This is a genomic window from Nocardiopsis kunsanensis DSM 44524 (assembly GCF_000340965.1).
Classification (GTDB): Bacteria; Actinomycetota; Actinomycetes; order Streptosporangiales; family Streptosporangiaceae; genus Nocardiopsis; species Nocardiopsis kunsanensis.
Window position 1 is genome coordinate 24,877 of record NZ_ANAY01000005.1, and the last position, 16,865, is coordinate 41,741.

Here is a 16,865-nt window from a genome sequence, read left to right on the forward strand (position 1 = left end):
GCAGGCCGCTCAGGACCGGCCCGGCGGACTGTTCAGCAGCTGCACTGCTCCATCTCGCACGAGGGCAGCGTGGTCAGGCGCTGCTGCTCGGCCTGCCCGGTGTACTCGCGCACCAGGTCGGTGATCATCGAGACGAACGCGGGGTGCGTGCCCGGGCTCAGGGCGCGCTGATAGCCGAGGCCGCGCTTCTCCGCGGTCTCGCGTGCCTCGACGTCGAGGTCGAACTTGACCTCCATGTGGTCGGAGACGAACCCGTGCGGGACGACCACGACGGCGGGCACACCCTCGTCGGCCAGCTCCTCGATGCGGTCGTTGACGTCGGGCTCCAACCAGGGCTGGCTGGGCGGACCGCTGCGGCTCTGGTAGACGACCTCGTAGGGGTACTCGCGGTCGAGGCGCTCCACGACCAGGCGGGCGACGGCCTGGAGCTGGTCGCCGTAGGCACCCGCGGGGCCGTAGGTCCGGCCCGGGGTCCCGCTGCGCTCGGCCATCTCCGTGGGGATGGAGTGCGCCGAGAAGAGCAGGCGCACGCCTCGGCGCTGGTCCTCGGGCAACCGGTCGAGGGCGTCCCGGGTGTACTCGGCCAGCGGCTCGACGAACCCGGGGTGGTCGTAGAAGGGACGCACCAGGTCGATCTCGGGGGCGTCCTCGCCCAGGGCGGCTCGGGCCCGGTCGATGTCCTCGAGGTAGGCGGTGCGGCTGGACCAGTTGCAGTAGGCGGAGGTGGGCACCGCGAGCACACGCCGCACCCCGTCCTGCTTCATCTGCTCCAACGTGTCGGTGAACAGCGGGGTCCAGAACCGGTTGCCCCAGTAGATCGGCAGGTCGACACCGGCCGACTCGAAGTCCTCGGTGACGGCGGCGAGCAGGTCCCGGCACTGCTGGTTGATCGGGCTGACCCCTCCGAAGAGGAAGTAGTGCTCCCCGACCTCAGCGAGTCGCTCCCTGGGGATGTTGCGTCCACGAGTGACGTTCTCCAGGAACGGGATGACCTCGTCCTCGCCCTCCGGGCCACCGAAAGAGATGAGCAAAAACGCGTCGTAAGGCCTCATGCTCCTCATGAAACCAGTTCGGAGGCACTCACTCGCTCAGACCTGTGGTCACCGCGCTTGTGTTCTTGGACTCTCCTGCCCAGGGGCTTTCGACCGGTTCCGGAAGGGCTCTGGTGGGCTGGGCCACCTGTCGGTAGTGTCCGATCGCATGACCGATGTCTTGTGGCACACCTGGGCCGACACCTACCGGGCGCGTCCGCGGCGTACCGCCTTCCCCAACGACCCCGCCGAGGTCGCCGCGCAGGTGGCCGCTGCCGCCGAGGACGGCCTGCGGGTGCGCATGGTGGGGTCGGGCCACTCGTTCACGGACGTGGCCGTCACCGACGGTGTGCTGCTCTGCCCCACCTCCCTGGCCGGGTTGCGTTCGGTGGACCACGAGCGGGGCACAGCGACGGTGGACGCGGGTATGGCGCTGTGCGACTTCAACGAGGCGTTGGCACGCGAAGGGCTCGCGCTGGCCAACATGGGTGACATCGCGGTACAGACGGTCGCGGGCGCGGTGCAGACCGGGACCCACGGCACCGGGCGTGACGCCGGCGGTCTGGCCTCGCAGGTCGTGGGGTTGGAGATGGTCACCGCCGACGGGTCCCTGGTGCGGTGTTCGGCCACAGAGGAGCCGGAGCTCTTCCACGCCGCCCGGGTGGGGCTCGGCGCCTTCGGTGTGGTCACGGCGCTGACCTTCGCGGTGCGTCCGGCCTTCCTGCTGCACGCCCGGGAGGAGCCGATGCCTCTGGAGGAGGTGCTGGAGCGCCTGCCGGAACTGCGGGTCGGCAACGACCACTTCGAGTTCTTCTGGTTCCCCCACACCGGAAACACCAACACCAAGCGCAACAACATCACCGAAGGGCCGGTCCGGCCGTTGTCGTCCTTCAAGGCATGGCTGGACGACGACCTGCTGTCCAACCGGGTCTTCGAGGGCGCCAACCGCGTGTGCCGGCGGTTCCCGCGGTTGATTCCGGCGGTCAATCGGATCAGTTCGCGGGCGTTGTCCGCACGCACCTACACCGACGCCTCGCACCGGGTCTTCGCCTCGGTGCGCGACGTGCGGTTCGTGGAGATGGAGTACGCGGTCCCGGCCGAGCACACCGAGGAGGTGCTGCGGGAGCTGCGCTCGGTGGTGGACCGGCGCGGGTACCGGTTGAGTTTCCCGGTGGAGGTGCGTTTCGCCCCGGCCGACGACGTGTGGCTGTCGACCGCGTACGGGCGGGAGACCGCCTACATCGCGGTGCACATGTACCAGGGGATGCCGTACGAGCGGTGCTTCGCCGACCTGGAATCGGTCCTGACCTCCTCGGGAGGGCGCCCCCACTGGGGCAAGCTGCACACGCGCGGGCGCCCGGACCTGGAGAAGGTCTACCCGAAGCTGGGTGCGGCCCTGGCGGTGCGCGACCGGGTCGACCCGCAGCGGCTGTTCGGCAACGCCTACCTGGAACGGGTCCTGGACCAGGACCGGGGCTCGGGCAGGGGGTGAGCGCTCGGGGCCGCGGCCACCCCGGCAGGGGTTCCGCGGTGTCCGCGCTCCCCGGCGGAGGACGGGAGCCGTTCAGCCGCTCTGCTGCTCGGGGATCGGGCCGCCCTGACCGTTGTCGCCCGGTTCGGGCAGTGGCGGGTCCGACCCTCCGGGGTCCTCCTGGGTCCCCTCGTCGCTGGGCGGGGTGTTCTCCTGTCCGTCCGGGGACGGCGTGGGCTGTGTACCGTCTCCGTCGCCCTCGGTTCCGTTCCCGCCCTCGGGCATTTCGGTCTCCGGCCCCTCGGTCCGGTCCGGTTCCGGCTCCCGGGTGGGCTGCTGCTCGGGCAGGCCCGGTTCCTCGGTGGAGGGGACGCCGCTCTCCGGCTCCTCGGGGCCGGGTGCGGGCTCCTCCTCCGGTGCGGGAGCGGACTCCCCTCCCATGATCGAGGGCGCGGTCGGCTCGTCCGTGCCACGGGTCCAGGAGGTCAGGGAGCGCCCGGTGAGCAGTTCGAAGGCCAGGATCACGAGCATCACGGCGGTGAACACGAGCGCTGCCGGGATCAGCACCGCACGCCATCCGCGGCGGCCGGGTGCGGGTGCCGCCTCGTCGCCGTCCCCGGTCCCCTCCTCGGCCCCACCGGCGTCGGCTCCGTTCCCGGAGACGGATGCCGGTGTGTGCGGGGCCGCTCTTCGTCCCGTCCGGGTCTGCGCGGGCATCAGGGTGGTCTCCTCGGGGGCGAGCATGTCCTCCGGCCCGTCGATCCGGGTGGCTTCCCGGTCGGCCTGCGTGAGGTCCGCGCCCAGGACCGGCATGGACATCGTGCGGGTGGAGTCCGCTTCGTCGCCGGGGGCGGTCGGCCGTGTTCCGGCGTCGGTCTGCTCCGGTTCGGTGATCGTCACCGTGCCTCCGGTGGCTGACGTCCCCCGGTCCCCGGTCCTCCCCTCGGTGCCGACGGTCCGGTCCTTGGGGGCCACGGCCCTGCCGGCCAGTTGCCTGGCCTGTTCGCCGCTGCGTGAGAACCAGTGGGAGAACAGCGGGCTGGCGGACGTGCTCAGGATCGCCATGACCGCCGTACCGATGACGGTCCCGTAGACGTCGAGGTAGGAGGCGGCCGTGGCGGCGGTGAGTGTGGCCCCGCCGGCGCCCGCGACCTGCGACAGGCTCAGGTCGATCTTCTTGCTCCTGCCGCTCTCGTCCTCCTGGGCCCGGCTCCGGTCTCCGGTCTCCCCCGGCTCACGATCAGGGTCCGGTTCTCCTGGTTCGTCCTGGTGTCGGGTCCGACCCATCCGGGTTCCCCCTCTGTCTGAGCCGCGTAGGAACACGGCGTGTTTCGGTCCTGGTGACTGGGATGGGCGTGTGGTGGACCAATCAGCACCACGAGCCACAGAGTGCGCATAACGCCCATGCGGGGATAACTCAGACTAAGAGCGATAAGTGCCTGATAACGCCATCAAATAAGAACCATCACTGTCTGGTGTCTCACGGCGTGTCGGCTTGCGTCCGCAAAGATCCCTGTGTCGGGCCAATGGTGGCGAGATCGGATTTTTTACCGACCCTGGGGTGGTTCGTGTGCTCCGGGATACCATCACCGCGGAGCCCCGTGCGGAATCGTCGACATTCCCCCACGAACGCTCCCGGTCGCCGACGGACCAGCGTGCCAAGATTGGCACCGGAAGCGACCGTGAGGGCCCCGGTCAGGTCCGGGGCAGCTCCCACCGTGGCGAGCGCCACGGAACGGGAGGCGGGCACACAGTTCGGGCAGACCGGTCACGGTACTGGCCGAGTCGAGTGTCGGCCGACCAGACTTGGAGAACGCGGGGGTCGGGTCGCGGGATCAGCCCCTCGACGGGACGCGAAAGGGAGGGCGATGCACGAGCTTCGCCTCGTGGCCGTGAGCGAGGACAGCACCTACCTGGTGCTGGCCGACACCGGCCGTGGAACCCGTTTCACGCTGCCCGTCGACGACCGCCTACGTGCCGCCGTACGTGGCCAGTTCTCCCGGCTCGGCCAGTACGAGATCGAAGTGGAGAATCCGTTGCGTCCCAAGGAAATCCAGGCCCGCATCCGGTCCGGCGAGACCGCGGAGGCCCTCTCCGAGATCTCCGGCATACCGATCGAACGGGTCCGTTGGTTCGAGGGTCCTGTCCTCCAGGAACGCGAGTACATCGCCCAGCAGGCCCAGAACGCCACCGTGCTCGCCCAGGAGGACGCCGCGCCCGGTTCGTCCCTGGAAGAGCTCGTCACCAAACGTATCGGCGCCCACCAGTTGGAGACCGGTGACGCCGAGTGGGACTCCTGGAAGCGGGAGGACCGCACGTGGCAGATCAAACTCGTCTACCTCCACCAGGGCGAGGAGCGTATCGCCCACTGGCTGTACGAACCCAGACACAACAGCGTGACCCCCTCCGACGAGGAAGCAGCGCGCTTCTCCTCACCCGGGCCCTTCGAGGCCCCGCAGACACCCAGCGCCAACGTCACACCCTTCGTCCCCCGCCGGAACGAACCCGCACCGGAGGTCCCCGGCGGCGAGTCCTACCACGCGCAGGAGCAGCCCGAGAACCGGCAACCGGCCCCGGAACAGCGGCCCCGCCAGGAGGGACCGCGCCGTGACGGGGCCCCGCGCCCGATGTCCGGACGTCCGCAGACCGACCAGTTCGGTGTCCCCCTGACCGAGGAGCGCCGGCGCCTGGCGGAAGAACGCCGGCGGACCGCCGCCGAGAGCCGTCACCCGCGTCCGGACCAGGACCCCTACTTCGATCCCGCCGGAGGCAACCCGCCGGGCCCCGAGGTCGGACGGCGGCCCGAGCCCGTGGCCCCGCCGCCCGCACCCGAGCGGCCTGCGGCCCAGCAGGCCAGGACCGAGAGCCCCGGGTTCGAGCGTCCGGGGGGCGAGAGGCCGGCCGCGGAGCCTCCCGCCGAGCCCGAGAGCCCCCGGCGGACGGAACGGCCCTCCGCACCGGACTGGCTGGACCCTCGTCCGCCCCGGGCCGCCGAACCGCCCGCGGCCGAGCCCGCGCCCCCGGTCGCGGACCCGCCCGCTCGGCCCGAGCGCCCGCGCCGCCAACGCGCCACCATCGACCTCAACGACACCGGCATGAACCGCCGGACGGCCGAGCAGGCGGCCCCGCCACCCGCCGACCAGGGCCCCGAGCGTCCCGCACCCAAGCGCAAGGGTCGGGGCCGGCGGGCCTCGGTCCCGTCGTGGGACGAGATCATGTTCGGCGCCAAGAAGGACGAGTGAGCCCGGCGTACCCGCACCGGACCACCACGAGGACCGCCCTTCAGCGGTCCTCGTCCGCTGTCGGGGCCCGGTCGCGGCCGCTGCCCCGGTCGGCCTCCGTCGGGGGCGGGCCCTCCTGACCGGTTCCCCCCGGGCCCCGGTCGCGGCCCTCTGCGCTCGCGGCCGCTCCGCCGTCGCGCTCGACCAGGAACGGGCGCACCATCTGCGGGGTGACACCGGCGGCAAAAGCGACCGAGTCCGGCATGGACGCGTCCTGTGCGGTGTATTCCCCAGCACCCGCGCCGACCGTGACCTGGAGGTTCGCCAGCCCCGCGCGGCGTTGGAAGAGCGTCTGGGTCCAGGACCAACCGATGACGGCGGAGCGTTCCACCACCGCCTGTTCACGCTGGAGCGAACCCGAGCGCACACTGACGAAGGATTCGTCGTGGCCGTGGCCGAGCGAACGGTAACGGTCGATACCCAGCGGAACACCCAGGAGGGCCAGGACCGCCGAGACCGCGACGAGCCAGTTCCACCCCAGGAGCACCCCGGCCGCTCCCGTGGCCAGGAACGGGCCCACCGATCGGATCAGACGCCGGTGCAGGGCCGCACGGGGATGGGGCCGCAGTCCGCCCTCGTAACGGTCCAGAGCACGCTCGACGACCTCGGCGACCCGTTGACGCGGGCCGGTCGGCAGCAGGACCGCACGTGTGGCCGCCTCACCCAGGCCGGTGACGATCGCACGCAGGCTCACTGCGTCCCGCGTGCGTTCGAGCGGGTTGTCCCTGAGTTCGTGGCCGCGGATCCGGCGCTTCTCCAACGTGACGCTGCGGCGGGTGAACAGGCCCCGCTCGGCGACCAGGGAACCGTCGCTGCCCCTGAGGGCGAAGCCCCAGTTGGTGACCGCGTAGGAGACCACCGCGAACACCGGCATCATGAGCACCAACGCCACGGGGATCCCGACCGCCAGGGCCGTGAGCAGGGCGCGGTCGGTGGAGTCGAGCCAGTCCACGACCGTGTCGGTGGCCGCCTCCATCTGCGGAGCGGACTGCTGGAAGAGGCCGATCAACGTCGCCATCAGGGCGAACGGGGTGAGCAGGTGGGCCAGGCTCAGGGCACCGTAGAGGTACCACGAGCGCGGCATCCCGAAGTAGGTGACGGTCTCCGGATCCGCGGCCTCCTCCCGTTCCTGCTCGGACCCCGCGGATCCGGCGCTGCCGTCCCCGGCGAGGTCTGCCTTGCGGCGCAGGAGCTCCCCGCGCAGGCGCTCGGCCTCGGCGGTCCCGACCGCGTCGAGTTTGCCGTCCTCGGCTTCCGTGGAGCCGGCCGCGGCCTCGATGTGCACCACCGACACACCCAGTATCCGGTGCAGGAGACTGCTGGTGACGTCGACGCCGCGGATGCGTTGCAACGGGATGGTGCGGCGTTCCCGGCGGACGAGGCCCTTGCGGATCTCGATGTGGTCGTCGGTGATCTCGTAGCGCAGGGTCCGCCACGTGACGAAGCCGCCCACCAGGACCATCACCACGGTCGCACCCGTGGCCGCGAGCAGCCACGGGTTGAAGCCACCGATGACCAGCCCGACGAGGATCGGGAAGAGGATGCTGCGCAACTGGTTGAGGGGGCCCACGACCATACTGCGCGGGCTGAGGCGGCGGCCGCTCTCGGAGGTGAACGGTTGCGCGGCCTCCTCGCTCCACCACTGGCGCGGTTGCGGTGCCGGCCCGTGGCCCTCCGGGGAGCGGGGGCCGTCTGCCGAGCCGTGGTACGGATACCCCGGCGGGCCGGAGGGGCCGGCCCCCGCGTACCCCTGCCACGGACCCCTCGGAGGTCCGTACGGACGGTCCTGCGCGTGTCCCTGCGGGACCTGGGGCGGGGGGAAGTCCCCGTTCCCGGGCGGGTCCTGGGACCCGGCCCCCGGGGAGTCCTGGCCGGGCGGGTGGCCGGAGGCCCTGTGGTCGGGGGGCGTCCCGTACCGTCCGTCCTGCGGCGGTCCCCAGCGGACTCGCTCGGACGCAGCAGCCTCCTGCACGCCCGGCACGGAACGTGCCCCGGTGTCCGGGGACTGCGGGCCGGGCCGCCGGGCCCCGGATGCGGGATGTGCCCCGGCGCCGGGCTGACGGGGCTCCTCGGAGGCGTTCTGCCACTCGTAGGGGTACCGGTCGGCGGTGCGGCCCGCCGGGCCACGCGCCCAGCGGCTGCGTTCGTACTCGGGGCCCGCGGGTTCCGGGGAGTCGGGCCCGGTCCGGCCGTCCGTTTCGGGGCTTTCGTACTCGTGGTCCATCACGTGGCGTCGTCCCGGAGTGTGGCGGCGCGCGCGGCCAGTTCCTCACTGAGCACACGCGCTTCGTCGGCGTCCATGCCCTCGATCGTGGAGGAACCGGCGAAGGAGGCGGTCTGCACCCGCAACGTGGCCACGTCGAAGACCCGCTCCAGCACGGCCTGGGTGTGGTCGACGGTCTGGATCCGGTTCACCGGCACCAGCTGCCAGGTACGGGCGATCCATCCCGCGCGGGTGTAGATGACGTCCTCGCCGACCTCCCAACGGTGGACCCGGTACCGCCATGACGGCACCACGGCGACCTTGACCAGGCCGTACACGCCGTAGGCGATGGGCAGTACCCGGGAGTTCTCACGCAACCAGCCGGGGATCCAGGAGAGCTGCAGGTTGCCCAGCACCACCGCCACGACACTGACCAGCGCCAGAACGAGGGCCACACCGATGAGCATGCGTACCGTCCACACACCGACGGCGCGCCCGCTGACCCTGCGCAGAGGCGGGCGCAGTTCGGCGGGGTGCCCTTCCTCCGTCGGATGTTCGCGGGGGTCCTCCCCCGGTTCGGGGCGATCGTCGTGGGCGGGGCTGTTCAACACGCGACCGAGTCTAGGACGTCTCGGCCCGGGCCCGGGCAGGACCGGCCCCGCTTCGGAGGAATGGCCTGTACCTGGCCTGTGTTTCCGGCATGCAGACGGCTCGTCAGCGTTCTGTCAGAGCGACCCGGCACACTTGCGTACAGACGTTGATCGGAGGACGAAATGACCCACGCCATTCGCGCGGAGGGGCTGGTCAAGGAGTTCAAGGGCAAACGTGCTCTGGACCGGGTGGATCTGACCGCGAGGAAGGGCACCGTTCTGGGTGTGCTGGGACCGAACGGCTCCGGCAAGACCACTTCCGTGCGCATCCTGGCGACCCTCCTGCGTGCCGACGGCGGGTACGCGGAGGTCGGCGGTTTCGATGTGCTGCGCCGCCCCCACGAAGTACGCCGTCTCATCGGGCTGACCGGCCAGTACGCGGCCGTGGACGAAGAACTCACCGGAACGCAGAACCTGGTCCTGATCGCCCGCCTGCTCGGTTTCGACCGCGCCCAGGCCCGGGCCCGCTCGGCCGAACTCCTGGAGGGTTTCGCTCTCTCCGACGCCGCCGACCGTCCCACCAAGGGTTACTCGGGGGGTATGCGTCGGCGCCTGGACCTGGCCGCGAGCATGATCGGCCGACCGGCCCTGCTCTACCTGGACGAGCCGACCACGGGTCTGGACCCGCACAGCCGCAACGAACTGTGGGAGGTCGTGCGCCGCCAGGTCGAGAACGGGGTCACGGTCCTGCTCACCACCCAGTACCTGGAGGAGGCCGACCACCTCGCCGACGACCTCGTGGTTCTCGACCACGGCCGCGTCATCAGCGAGGGCACCCCCGAACAACTGAAGGACCGCGCCGGCACACAGGTCCTGGAGCTGCGCACCTCCGAGGCCGACCAGCTCGGGACGGCGGTCAAGGTCGTCGAGACGGTCACCAGCTCTCCGGTGTCCGACGACGGAATCACGGCACGGGTCCCGGTCACCGATTCCGCGATGCTGCCCGAAGTGGTCCGCCGCCTGGACGAACAGGGCGTGGCCGTGGGTGAACTGTCGCTGCGCAAACCGAGTCTGGACGAGGTCTTCCTGGCTCTGACCGGCCAACCCGCAGAGCCCCGGGGAACCGACGAGGAGACATCAGCGTGAGTACCGTGACCACCGATTCACCTACCGGCCCGACCGAACCGTCACTGACGGCCCCGCCCAACGTCACGCCCCTGCGCACCGCCCACCAGGGCCTGCAGTTGGCCTGGCGCAGCGTTCTCAAGGTGAAGGCCAACCCCGAAGAGGTCCTGGGCCTGATCCTTCAGCCCGTCATGTTCGTGACCCTGTTCGTCTTCGTGTTCGGACAGGCGATGATGGGCGACTGGCAGGCCTACCGGGACTTCCTCATGCCGGGCATCATCGCCCAGTCGGTCATCTTCGCGACCCTGGGTACCGGTTTCTCGTTGAGCCAGGACGTGGAGAAGGGCATCTTCGACCGGTTCCGGTCCCTGCCCATCGCGCGTTCCGCCCCGCTGGTGGGCGCGATCCTGGGCGACCTGGTCCGGTACACCATCACCGTGGTCATGGTCCTGGTGGTGGGCCTGGCAATCGGGTTCCGTCCCGAGGGCGGCGCACTGGGTGTGGTCGCCGCCGGGGCACTGATCCTGCTGTTCGCGTTCGCGCTGTGCTGGATGTCGGCATTCGTGGGCATGATCGTACGCACCCCGATGTCGGTGCAGGCCTTCGGGATGATCCTGATGTTCCCGCTGACCTTCGGCAGTTCGGCCTTCGTCGCTCCCGAGTCGATGCCGAGCTGGCTGCAGACCGTGGCGGTCAACAACCCGGTCAGCCACGTGATCGACGCGATGCGCGGACTCATGGTCGGCGGTGACGTGGCCGGCCCGCTCCTCTGGACGCTGGTGTGGACGGCGATCATCACCGCTGTGTTCTTCCCGCTGGCGGCCTGGGCCTACCGCCGCCGTACCTGAGCCCGACCGGGCCCCTGGCCCTCCGCCGAGGCCGGTGCGTTCGTGCCTGGCCCGGAGGGGCGGCGGGGGCCTCCGTGGGGCACGCTGTGGGCGAGCCAGGCGTCCACGTCGGCGCGGATCCGTGCGGGCCCGGCCCCTCTGCCACGGGCGAGCAGCTGCTCGTAGCGTTCCCGCCCCAGGGCCCGGCGTGCGTGTTCTCCGGCCCTGACCGCGTCGGGGCCGGTGAGGTCGGGGAGTCCGCGCAGGGCCTCCCCGTACCCGAGCAGGAGGGCAGCGCGTTCGGGGCGGGTGTCGCACACGATGCCGGCGAGCACGCCGACGGTCTCGGCGCCGATCGGGCCGGGTGTCTGCCGGGGCGGGCCGCTCCACCAGGCACGCCCGATCGCCTCGAGTGCCTGCTCCGTACGGCCGGCCCGCTGGTGGACGGTCGCGGTCAGGGCCCACCAGCCCGGCCCGACGTAGGCCCAGAAGAACCCGGCCAGGCCGATGATCCCGTCATGGTGGTGCTCGATCAGGTCCATCGCCGAGCCCAGGTCGCCCTCCTCCCGCGCCGCCTGTACCTGCGCCATCGCCCACAGCACCCTGTGGTCCCGGTCCAGATGCTCCGTCACGGGGGTCAGAACCTCCAGGCCGGCACGGGCGGTCCCTGGTTCGCCCGCGTCGAGAGCGAGCTGGACCTCACGCAGGCCTAGGACGGCCGCCATACCGTGCAGCCCGGTCTCCTCCGCGACCCGGCGCCCCTCGGCGAGGAGTGTGCGGGCACGGGCCAGGTCGGAGAAACGGTACAGGTCGGCGGCCTGGGCCAGGGCCTGGCACCGGCCCCACGGGTCCCCCAACTCGCGGAAGGTCCGCCAGGCCCGCACGGAGCGGTCCAGGGCACGTGCGGCCCGCCCGTTCACGACATCGGTCAGGGCGAGCATGACCTCGGTCGAGGCGCGCATCCACGGATCGTCCCGGTCCAGCACCGCGCTCATGCGCCGTTCGTACTCGCTCTCCTCCGGGGCGACCAGTGCGGCGTGCAGGAGGGCGTTGACCAGTACGGGGTGGTACTCGGCGGTCCGGCCCTCGGCGGCCAGGACGGAGTCGATCCCTGCCACGAGCTCGCCGGCGTGCACGGGGTCGGGGTCGAGGCAGGCCGAGGCCCGGTGGAGCAGGCAGCAAGCGTGCGCCACGGCCCGGCCCTGCGGTATGCGGCCTTCGAAGGAGGCGTACACCTGCGAGGACCAGCGGGCCAGGAGCTCCCATTCACCCCTGACCGTCCAGTACCACTGCCCGTGCTCGATCAGGTCCAGGGCCAGGTCGGCGTCGCCGGAGTCCACGGCCCAGCGCAGTGCCGGGCCGAACCCTCCGGCTTCGTCGGCCAGCGAGGCGAGCAGGGCGGCCTGGCGGGGACCGCGCAGTCCGGCGTCGGCCTCGCGCCACAGGTCGCGCACGTACCGCGCGTGGGCGGTACGGATCAGCACCGCTTCCCCGCTCTCGGCGAGGCGTTCGCCGGCGTAGGCACGCACGGTCTCCAGGAGCCGGTACCGGGGTTGTTCGGGGTCGGCGGTGTCGGCGTCGGCCACGACCAGGGACTGGTCCACGAGTGCGAAGAGGGCTTCCCACACGTCCACGCCCTCGACCTCGGTGGTGCCGGGGTCGGCGCACACCCGTTCCACTGCGGCCAGGCTCGCACCGCCGGGCAGTACCGACAGGCGCGTGAGCAGGCGGCGTTCTGCCGGCCCGAGCAGGTCCCAGCTCCAGTCGACGACGGCGCGCAGGGTGCGGTGTCGGGGCAGCGCGGTCCGGTGGAGGCCGGCGAGGAGACGGAACCGGTCGCCCAGGCGCACGGCCAGGTGCGCAGGACCCATGGAGCGCATCCGGGCGGCAGCCAGCTCCAGCGCCAGGGGGATACCGTCGAGCTCGCGCACGATACGCACCACGTGTTCGGCGTTGTCGGCGGTGACGGCGAAGTCGGGGCGTGCGGCCCGGGCGCGGTCGGCGAACAGGGCCACGGAGGCGAACCCCTGCGCCTCGGCCGCACCGCTGCCCGGCGGGGGCAGGGCCAGGGGCGGGACGGGCAGCAGGCGTTCTCCGGGGACCTCCAAGGGGGCGCGGGAGGTCGTCAGGATCCTCAGGCCCGGGCACCGGGCGAGCAGGTCCCGTACGGTCCCGGACGCCGCGTCGAGGAGGTGCTCGCAGTTGTCCAGGACCAGCAGGGCGGAACGGTCGGCGAGGAAAGCGGTGATCCGCTCCAGCGGGGGCGGGGCGACGGGGCCGACGCGCGGGTGCAGCCGGCCGCCCTCGCGTACACCCAGGTTCTCGGCGAGGGTGTCGACGAGGTCGTCGCCGTCGGCCGAGGCGGCGAGTTCGACGAACCAGGCTCCGTCCTCGACCGGAGCGTCCCCGTCCTCGGTGAGCGCGGCGGCCGCCTCCACGGCCAGTCGGGTCTTGCCGGCGCCGCCGGGGCCGGTGAGGGTGACCAGGCGCGCGTGGGTGAGCAGCTCGCGGACCGCACCCAGTTCCTCCTCGCGGGGCACGAAACTGGTCAGGGGCACCGGGAAACGCGTGTGGTGGCCCTCGTTGCGTTCGGTTCGGGGACGTGCGGGCCCCTGGTCGGGGCGCGGCGCCAGCTCGCCGCGCAACAGGCGCAGGTGCAGGTCCTGCAGGTGCGGTGAGGGGTCCAGACCCAGTTCGTCGGCGAGGCGCTCGGTGAAACGGGTGTAGGCGGCCAGGGCCTCGGCTCCGCGCCCCTGAGCGGCCAAGGAGCGCACGAGCAGTTCCACCGGACGTTCCCGGTAGGGGGCCTCGGCGGCCAACGCTTCGGCCTCGGGCAGCACCCCGGCGGGGTCACGCGCCAGGGCGGCGGCGAGATGGTCCTCCACCACGGTGCGGTGCAGACTCTCCAGACGCAGCACGGTCTCCTCGGCCACACCGCGCACGGTCAGGTCGGGCAGAGGGCGTCCGCGCCACAGGGCCCGGGCACGGGAGAGCTCGTGTTCGGCGCCGTCCCGATCGTCCTCCTTGAGCAAGGAGCGGCCCGAGCGGGCCAGGCGTTCGTACTCGTGCAGGTCGACGCGGCAGGGTTCCACGTCGAGGCGGTAACCGGTGCCGTCACCGTCGACGGTGACCGATGCTCCCAGGGTCCGGCGCAGGCGCGATACCAGGGCCTGCAGGGCGTTGGGCGGGGGCAGCCGGTCGCGGTCGGGCCAGACCGCCTCGGCCAGGGCCTCCCTGCTCACGCGCGTACCTGCGCGCAACAGCAGCAGGCTCAACAGGGCACGCAGACGGGGTCCGCCTGCGGCCACGGGCTGCCCGCGGTCGTCGCGGACCTGGAGGGGGCCGAGAACGCTGAACCACACTCGTCCATGATGACCGATGCGCGACCTTCCCTCATCGGCCAGTAAAGTTCGCTCAGGACCCCAGGGTCCGACACCAGCGAGTCCGCCGACGGGCCCGGTCCCCCGAGCGTACGACGCCACACCACCAGGCCCCGAGAGTCCAGCAGGAGCCCCATTGTTCCCGGTCCTCCCATCCGTCCGGATCCCCGCGCCGCGTCAGGTGCGTCGAGCTTCCGCAGCCACGCGTGTGGGTGCGGTGGCTGCGGGTGCGGCCGTGGTCGCGACCACCGGTTGCGGGATGTTCACCCCCGGGTTGAGCGGTGAGATGCCCGACGACATCACCGTCACCAGCCCCCTGTTGCAGGAGGGGCAACCGCTACCGGAGGTCTACACGTGTGAGGGCGTGGAGAACGAGGAGGGTGAGAAGATCTCCGGGGTCTCGCCCCCGCTGAACTGGTCGGGGATGCCCGAGGACGCCGGGTCGACGGCCCTGGTGGTCGACGACCCCAGCGAGGCGACGGTCTTCTGGGTGGTCCACGACCTCGATCCCGAGCTCGTGGAGCTGCGCCAGAACACGGTGCCGACCGGGGCCAAGCAGGCCGAGAACAGCGCCGGCACGGCCGAGTACACTGCGCCGTGCCCCGAGGGGGACGCCTTCCACGAGTACCGTTTCACGGTCTACGCCCTGCACGAGGGCCTCGGCCTTCCCGACGGAGCCCCTCTGGAGACCACCTTGGAAGCCATTTCCGAGCGTGCCGTCGCTCGAGGAACCCTGGTCACCGAGAACGGATAGCGGTACCCGCGCACCCGTGCGGCGGCTCACCGGCCGCAGCGGTGATGAACGTTCAGTAAGCTCTCGACGCCCTCTGCACACGGAGCGCCACAACACATACAGTGGGGTCGTGCCCCTCGCCCCATTTCAGATGACCGTTTCCCGTCCAGTCACCGCGCGGCACCCCGACCTGGAACCGCGGTGGGCCCCCGACGCCTCCCAGGCCGGTCGGCAGGGGGTCCATGGACAGGTCGGCCCACGCGGCCGCTGTCCCGCGGTCGGACACCCGGTGTCCGACCCAGGAACGTCGCGGGTGCGGTAGACCTCCCCAAGGTAGTGCGTACACCATGACCGTCACCGTCATCAGCATCATCGCCGTCATCGTCGTACTCGCCGTGCTCCTGCTTCTGCTGCTGGGCATGCGGGCGCTGAACCCGAGTCGCGCGGAGGAGCACGAGGCCTTCGAGGACGATTACGAGTACGACGGGGACGGCCCCGAACGCGAGGGGGACACCCCCCGCGGGCGCGGGCGCCGTCCCCGCAGGCAGCTCGACAAACCGGGCTTCCTGAAGCGGCGCAGGGTCGACTGGGACGACGACGAGGACGGCCTGTCGGACAACGACTTCTGGTCGTCCCTGAACGAGGAGGGACCGGCCCAGCGCCCGGCCCAGGGGCGCGAGCGCGGATACGACGGGTACGACGACGGGTACCGCGACCACGGCTACGGCGAAGGCCCCTACGAGGACGAGTACGAGGACGAGTACGGCTACGACGACCGGCAGGGCCCCCCTACCCCCGCGACCGGCACGGACCTGCGCCCGGACCAGGGACGGCATGCGGCCCGGTCCGCCCCCGACGGTCCCGGACCGCAGACCAACATGATGGCGCTGGCGGACCTGGGCCAGGAGAACGGCCCGCAGCAGAGCCACGCTCCGGCAGCCGATACCGGGCAGGGTCCTTCTGCCGGGCCCGTACAGCCCGACCCTTCCCCTCCCGAGCAGCCCTCCTCGCTCCCCTCGGCCCAGGAGACACATGGTCTGCCGGCCGCGAACCCGGTCGGTGAGGACAGCGATCCGCTCGGTCCCGGCTCCTGGTCCTCACCCCCCGCGGCTCTGCCCCCGCGTTCGGAGGAGGCCCCGGAAGGCCCGCTGAGCGCCCCGTCGAACGGCCCCGGTTCGCCCTATCCCGCGGCCACCGGTCAGGGAACGGGGGGGACGCCCTCCCCGTACGGAGGCCCCTTCGCCCCGGGGCAGGGCGGCTCCTACGGCACGGGGCCCTCCTACGACGGCAGCGCCCCCTCCCGTTCCGACGAGGAGAGCACACGCCCCTCCTCCGACCCGTTGGACCCGAACTTCCGTCCCGCCCCGGGCAACTCGGGTCCGGACATGCCCTCTCCGATCTGGTCGAGCATGGACACCGGTGCGCACCAGCGTCCGGACCCGTCGGTCCTGGGCGCCCCGGAGCCTCCCGTGTCCGGCGGCACCTCCTCCCCGGGTGCGTTCACCGACCCGGTACAGCCCGGTACGGCCGACCCGCTCGGCGGGTACGGTGCACAGTTCGGGCACGGCGGCTTCACCGAGCCGGCCCAGGGACAGCCGTTCGACAGCGGGAATCGCCCCGGCCAGGGCCGGCCCCCGTTGTGGGGCGACCCGAACGACACGGGATCCCACGCCCGGCCCCCGCAGGCCGAGACCCCCTCCTGGAGCAACCCGAACGACACGGGATCCCACGCCCGGACGCAAGAGCCGGGACAGGGCGGGCCCGAGGACACCGGGCCCTACACGTTCACGGGTCAGGGGCCGTCGCTGTGGACCGACCCGGTCGACAGCGGGTCCCACGCCCGCCCGGGACCGGCACGAACACCCTGGAACAACCCGGGCGACACCGGGGGCCACAACCGCCCCTGGGACGCCGGAACCCCCGCGTTCACAGGCCAGGAGACCGACCCCTACGGCCGGCAGCCCTCGCCCTACGACAGCGGCACCCACACACGTCCGGGCGGCCTCGGCACCGGGATGCCCGGGAGCGGCTGGGAGAACCCGGCCGGCGCTCCGAGCGGCGGGGTCCCGACCGGTCATCCGGGCGGCACCTACGGCACGCCGGGGTGGGGCAGCGGCACACCGGCCGAGAGCTCGGGACCGCCGCCCTCGGCCCAGGAGACCGATCCCTACGGCCGGCAGCCCTCGCCCCACGACAGCGGCACCCACACATACCCCGCACCCGG

Annotated in this window: 10 protein-coding genes and 1 pseudogene; 6 read left to right on the plus strand and 5 right to left on the minus strand. The window is 71.9% G+C overall.

The features are described 5' to 3' along the window. Positions 1-32: 32 nt before the first annotated feature. Complete coding sequence (locus tag D456_RS0104345) at positions 33-1,052, minus strand: ferrochelatase (protein ID WP_051049398.1); 1,020 nt, start codon at positions 1,050-1,052, stop codon at positions 33-35. A gap of 148 nt (positions 1,053-1,200) precedes the next feature. Here D456_RS0104345 and D456_RS0104350 point away from each other — a divergent pair, with 148 nt between their 5' ends. After that, on the plus strand, positions 1,201-2,523 hold the full coding sequence (locus D456_RS0104350) for a D-arabinono-1,4-lactone oxidase (protein ID WP_026115560.1): 1,323 nt from the start codon (positions 1,201-1,203) through the stop codon (positions 2,521-2,523). 72 nt (positions 2,524-2,595) lie between these two features. Here D456_RS0104350 and D456_RS0104355 read toward each other — a convergent pair whose 3' ends face one another. Further along, the gene (locus D456_RS0104355) at positions 2,596-3,789 is read right to left on the minus strand and encodes a hypothetical protein (RefSeq protein WP_017574934.1); all 1,194 of its coding nucleotides are present in this window, start codon (positions 3,787-3,789) and stop codon (positions 2,596-2,598) included. Positions 3,790-4,370: 581 nt separating this feature from the next. Between D456_RS0104355 and sepH the strand changes: the two genes are divergently transcribed. After that, positions 4,371-5,744: a septation protein SepH gene (gene sepH / locus D456_RS0104360; protein WP_017574935.1), complete on the plus strand. Its 1,374-nt coding sequence runs from the start codon at positions 4,371-4,373 to the stop codon at positions 5,742-5,744. 40 nt (positions 5,745-5,784) lie between these two features. Here the strand turns inward: sepH and D456_RS0104365 are convergent, their stop codons facing one another. Together D456_RS0104365 and D456_RS0104370 are read right to left on the minus strand one after the other, a co-directional pair. Then, positions 5,785-8,007, minus strand: a complete 2,223-nt coding sequence (locus D456_RS0104365; protein WP_017574936.1) for a PH domain-containing protein — start codon at positions 8,005-8,007, stop codon at positions 5,785-5,787. Next, positions 8,007-8,597 (minus strand): PH domain-containing protein, encoded by a 591-nt coding sequence (locus tag D456_RS0104370; RefSeq protein WP_017574937.1) that lies wholly within the window; start codon positions 8,595-8,597, stop codon positions 8,007-8,009. Before D456_RS0104370 ends, D456_RS0104365 begins: the two co-directional genes overlap by 1 nt. Positions 8,598-8,759: 162 nt before the next feature. Here D456_RS0104370 and D456_RS0104375 point away from each other — a divergent pair, with 162 nt between their 5' ends. Both D456_RS0104375 and D456_RS0104380 read left to right on the plus strand, forming a co-directional pair. Then, the gene (locus D456_RS0104375) at positions 8,760-9,722 is read left to right on the plus strand and encodes a daunorubicin resistance protein DrrA family ABC transporter ATP-binding protein (protein WP_017574938.1); all 963 of its coding nucleotides are present in this window, start codon (positions 8,760-8,762) and stop codon (positions 9,720-9,722) included. Beyond that, positions 9,719-10,549 (plus strand): ABC transporter permease, encoded by an 831-nt coding sequence (locus D456_RS0104380; protein WP_017574939.1) that lies wholly within the window; start codon positions 9,719-9,721, stop codon positions 10,547-10,549. The genes D456_RS0104375 and D456_RS0104380 overlap by 4 nt, the downstream gene beginning before the upstream one ends. Here D456_RS0104380 and D456_RS0104385 read toward each other — a convergent pair. Further along, complete coding sequence (locus D456_RS0104385; protein ID WP_017574940.1) at positions 10,531-13,890, minus strand: BTAD domain-containing putative transcriptional regulator; 3,360 nt, start codon at positions 13,888-13,890, stop codon at positions 10,531-10,533. The two genes, D456_RS0104380 and D456_RS0104385, sit on opposite strands and share 19 nt — an antisense overlap. A gap of 154 nt (positions 13,891-14,044) precedes the next feature. Here D456_RS0104385 and D456_RS0104390 point away from each other — a divergent pair, with 154 nt between their 5' ends. Continuing rightward, on the plus strand, positions 14,045-14,662 hold the full coding sequence (locus D456_RS0104390; protein ID WP_026115561.1) for a YbhB/YbcL family Raf kinase inhibitor-like protein: 618 nt from the start codon (positions 14,045-14,047) through the stop codon (positions 14,660-14,662). Positions 14,663-14,988: 326 nt separating this feature from the next. Next, positions 14,989-16,865: pseudogene (locus D456_RS0104395) on the plus strand (hypothetical protein); the annotation flags it as partial.

Bases quoted from the DNA above. Each gene is read 5' to 3' on its own strand.
- D456_RS0104350 (WP_026115560.1), top strand. From the start codon at position 1,201: ATGACCGATGTCTTGTGGCACACCTGGGCCGACACCTACCGGGCGCGT.
- sepH (WP_017574935.1), top strand. From the start codon at position 4,371: ATGCACGAGCTTCGCCTCGTGGCCGTGAGCGAGGACAGCACCTACCTG.
- D456_RS0104355 (WP_017574934.1), bottom strand. From the start codon at position 3,789: ATGGGTCGGACCCGACACCAGGACGAACCAGGAGAACCGGACCCTGAT.
- D456_RS0104365 (WP_017574936.1), bottom strand. From the start codon at position 8,007: ATGGACCACGAGTACGAAAGCCCCGAAACGGACGGCCGGACCGGGCCC.
- D456_RS0104345 (WP_051049398.1), bottom strand. From the start codon at position 1,052: ATGAGGCCTTACGACGCGTTTTTGCTCATCTCTTTCGGTGGCCCGGAG.
- D456_RS0104375 (WP_017574938.1), top strand. From the start codon at position 8,760: ATGACCCACGCCATTCGCGCGGAGGGGCTGGTCAAGGAGTTCAAGGGC.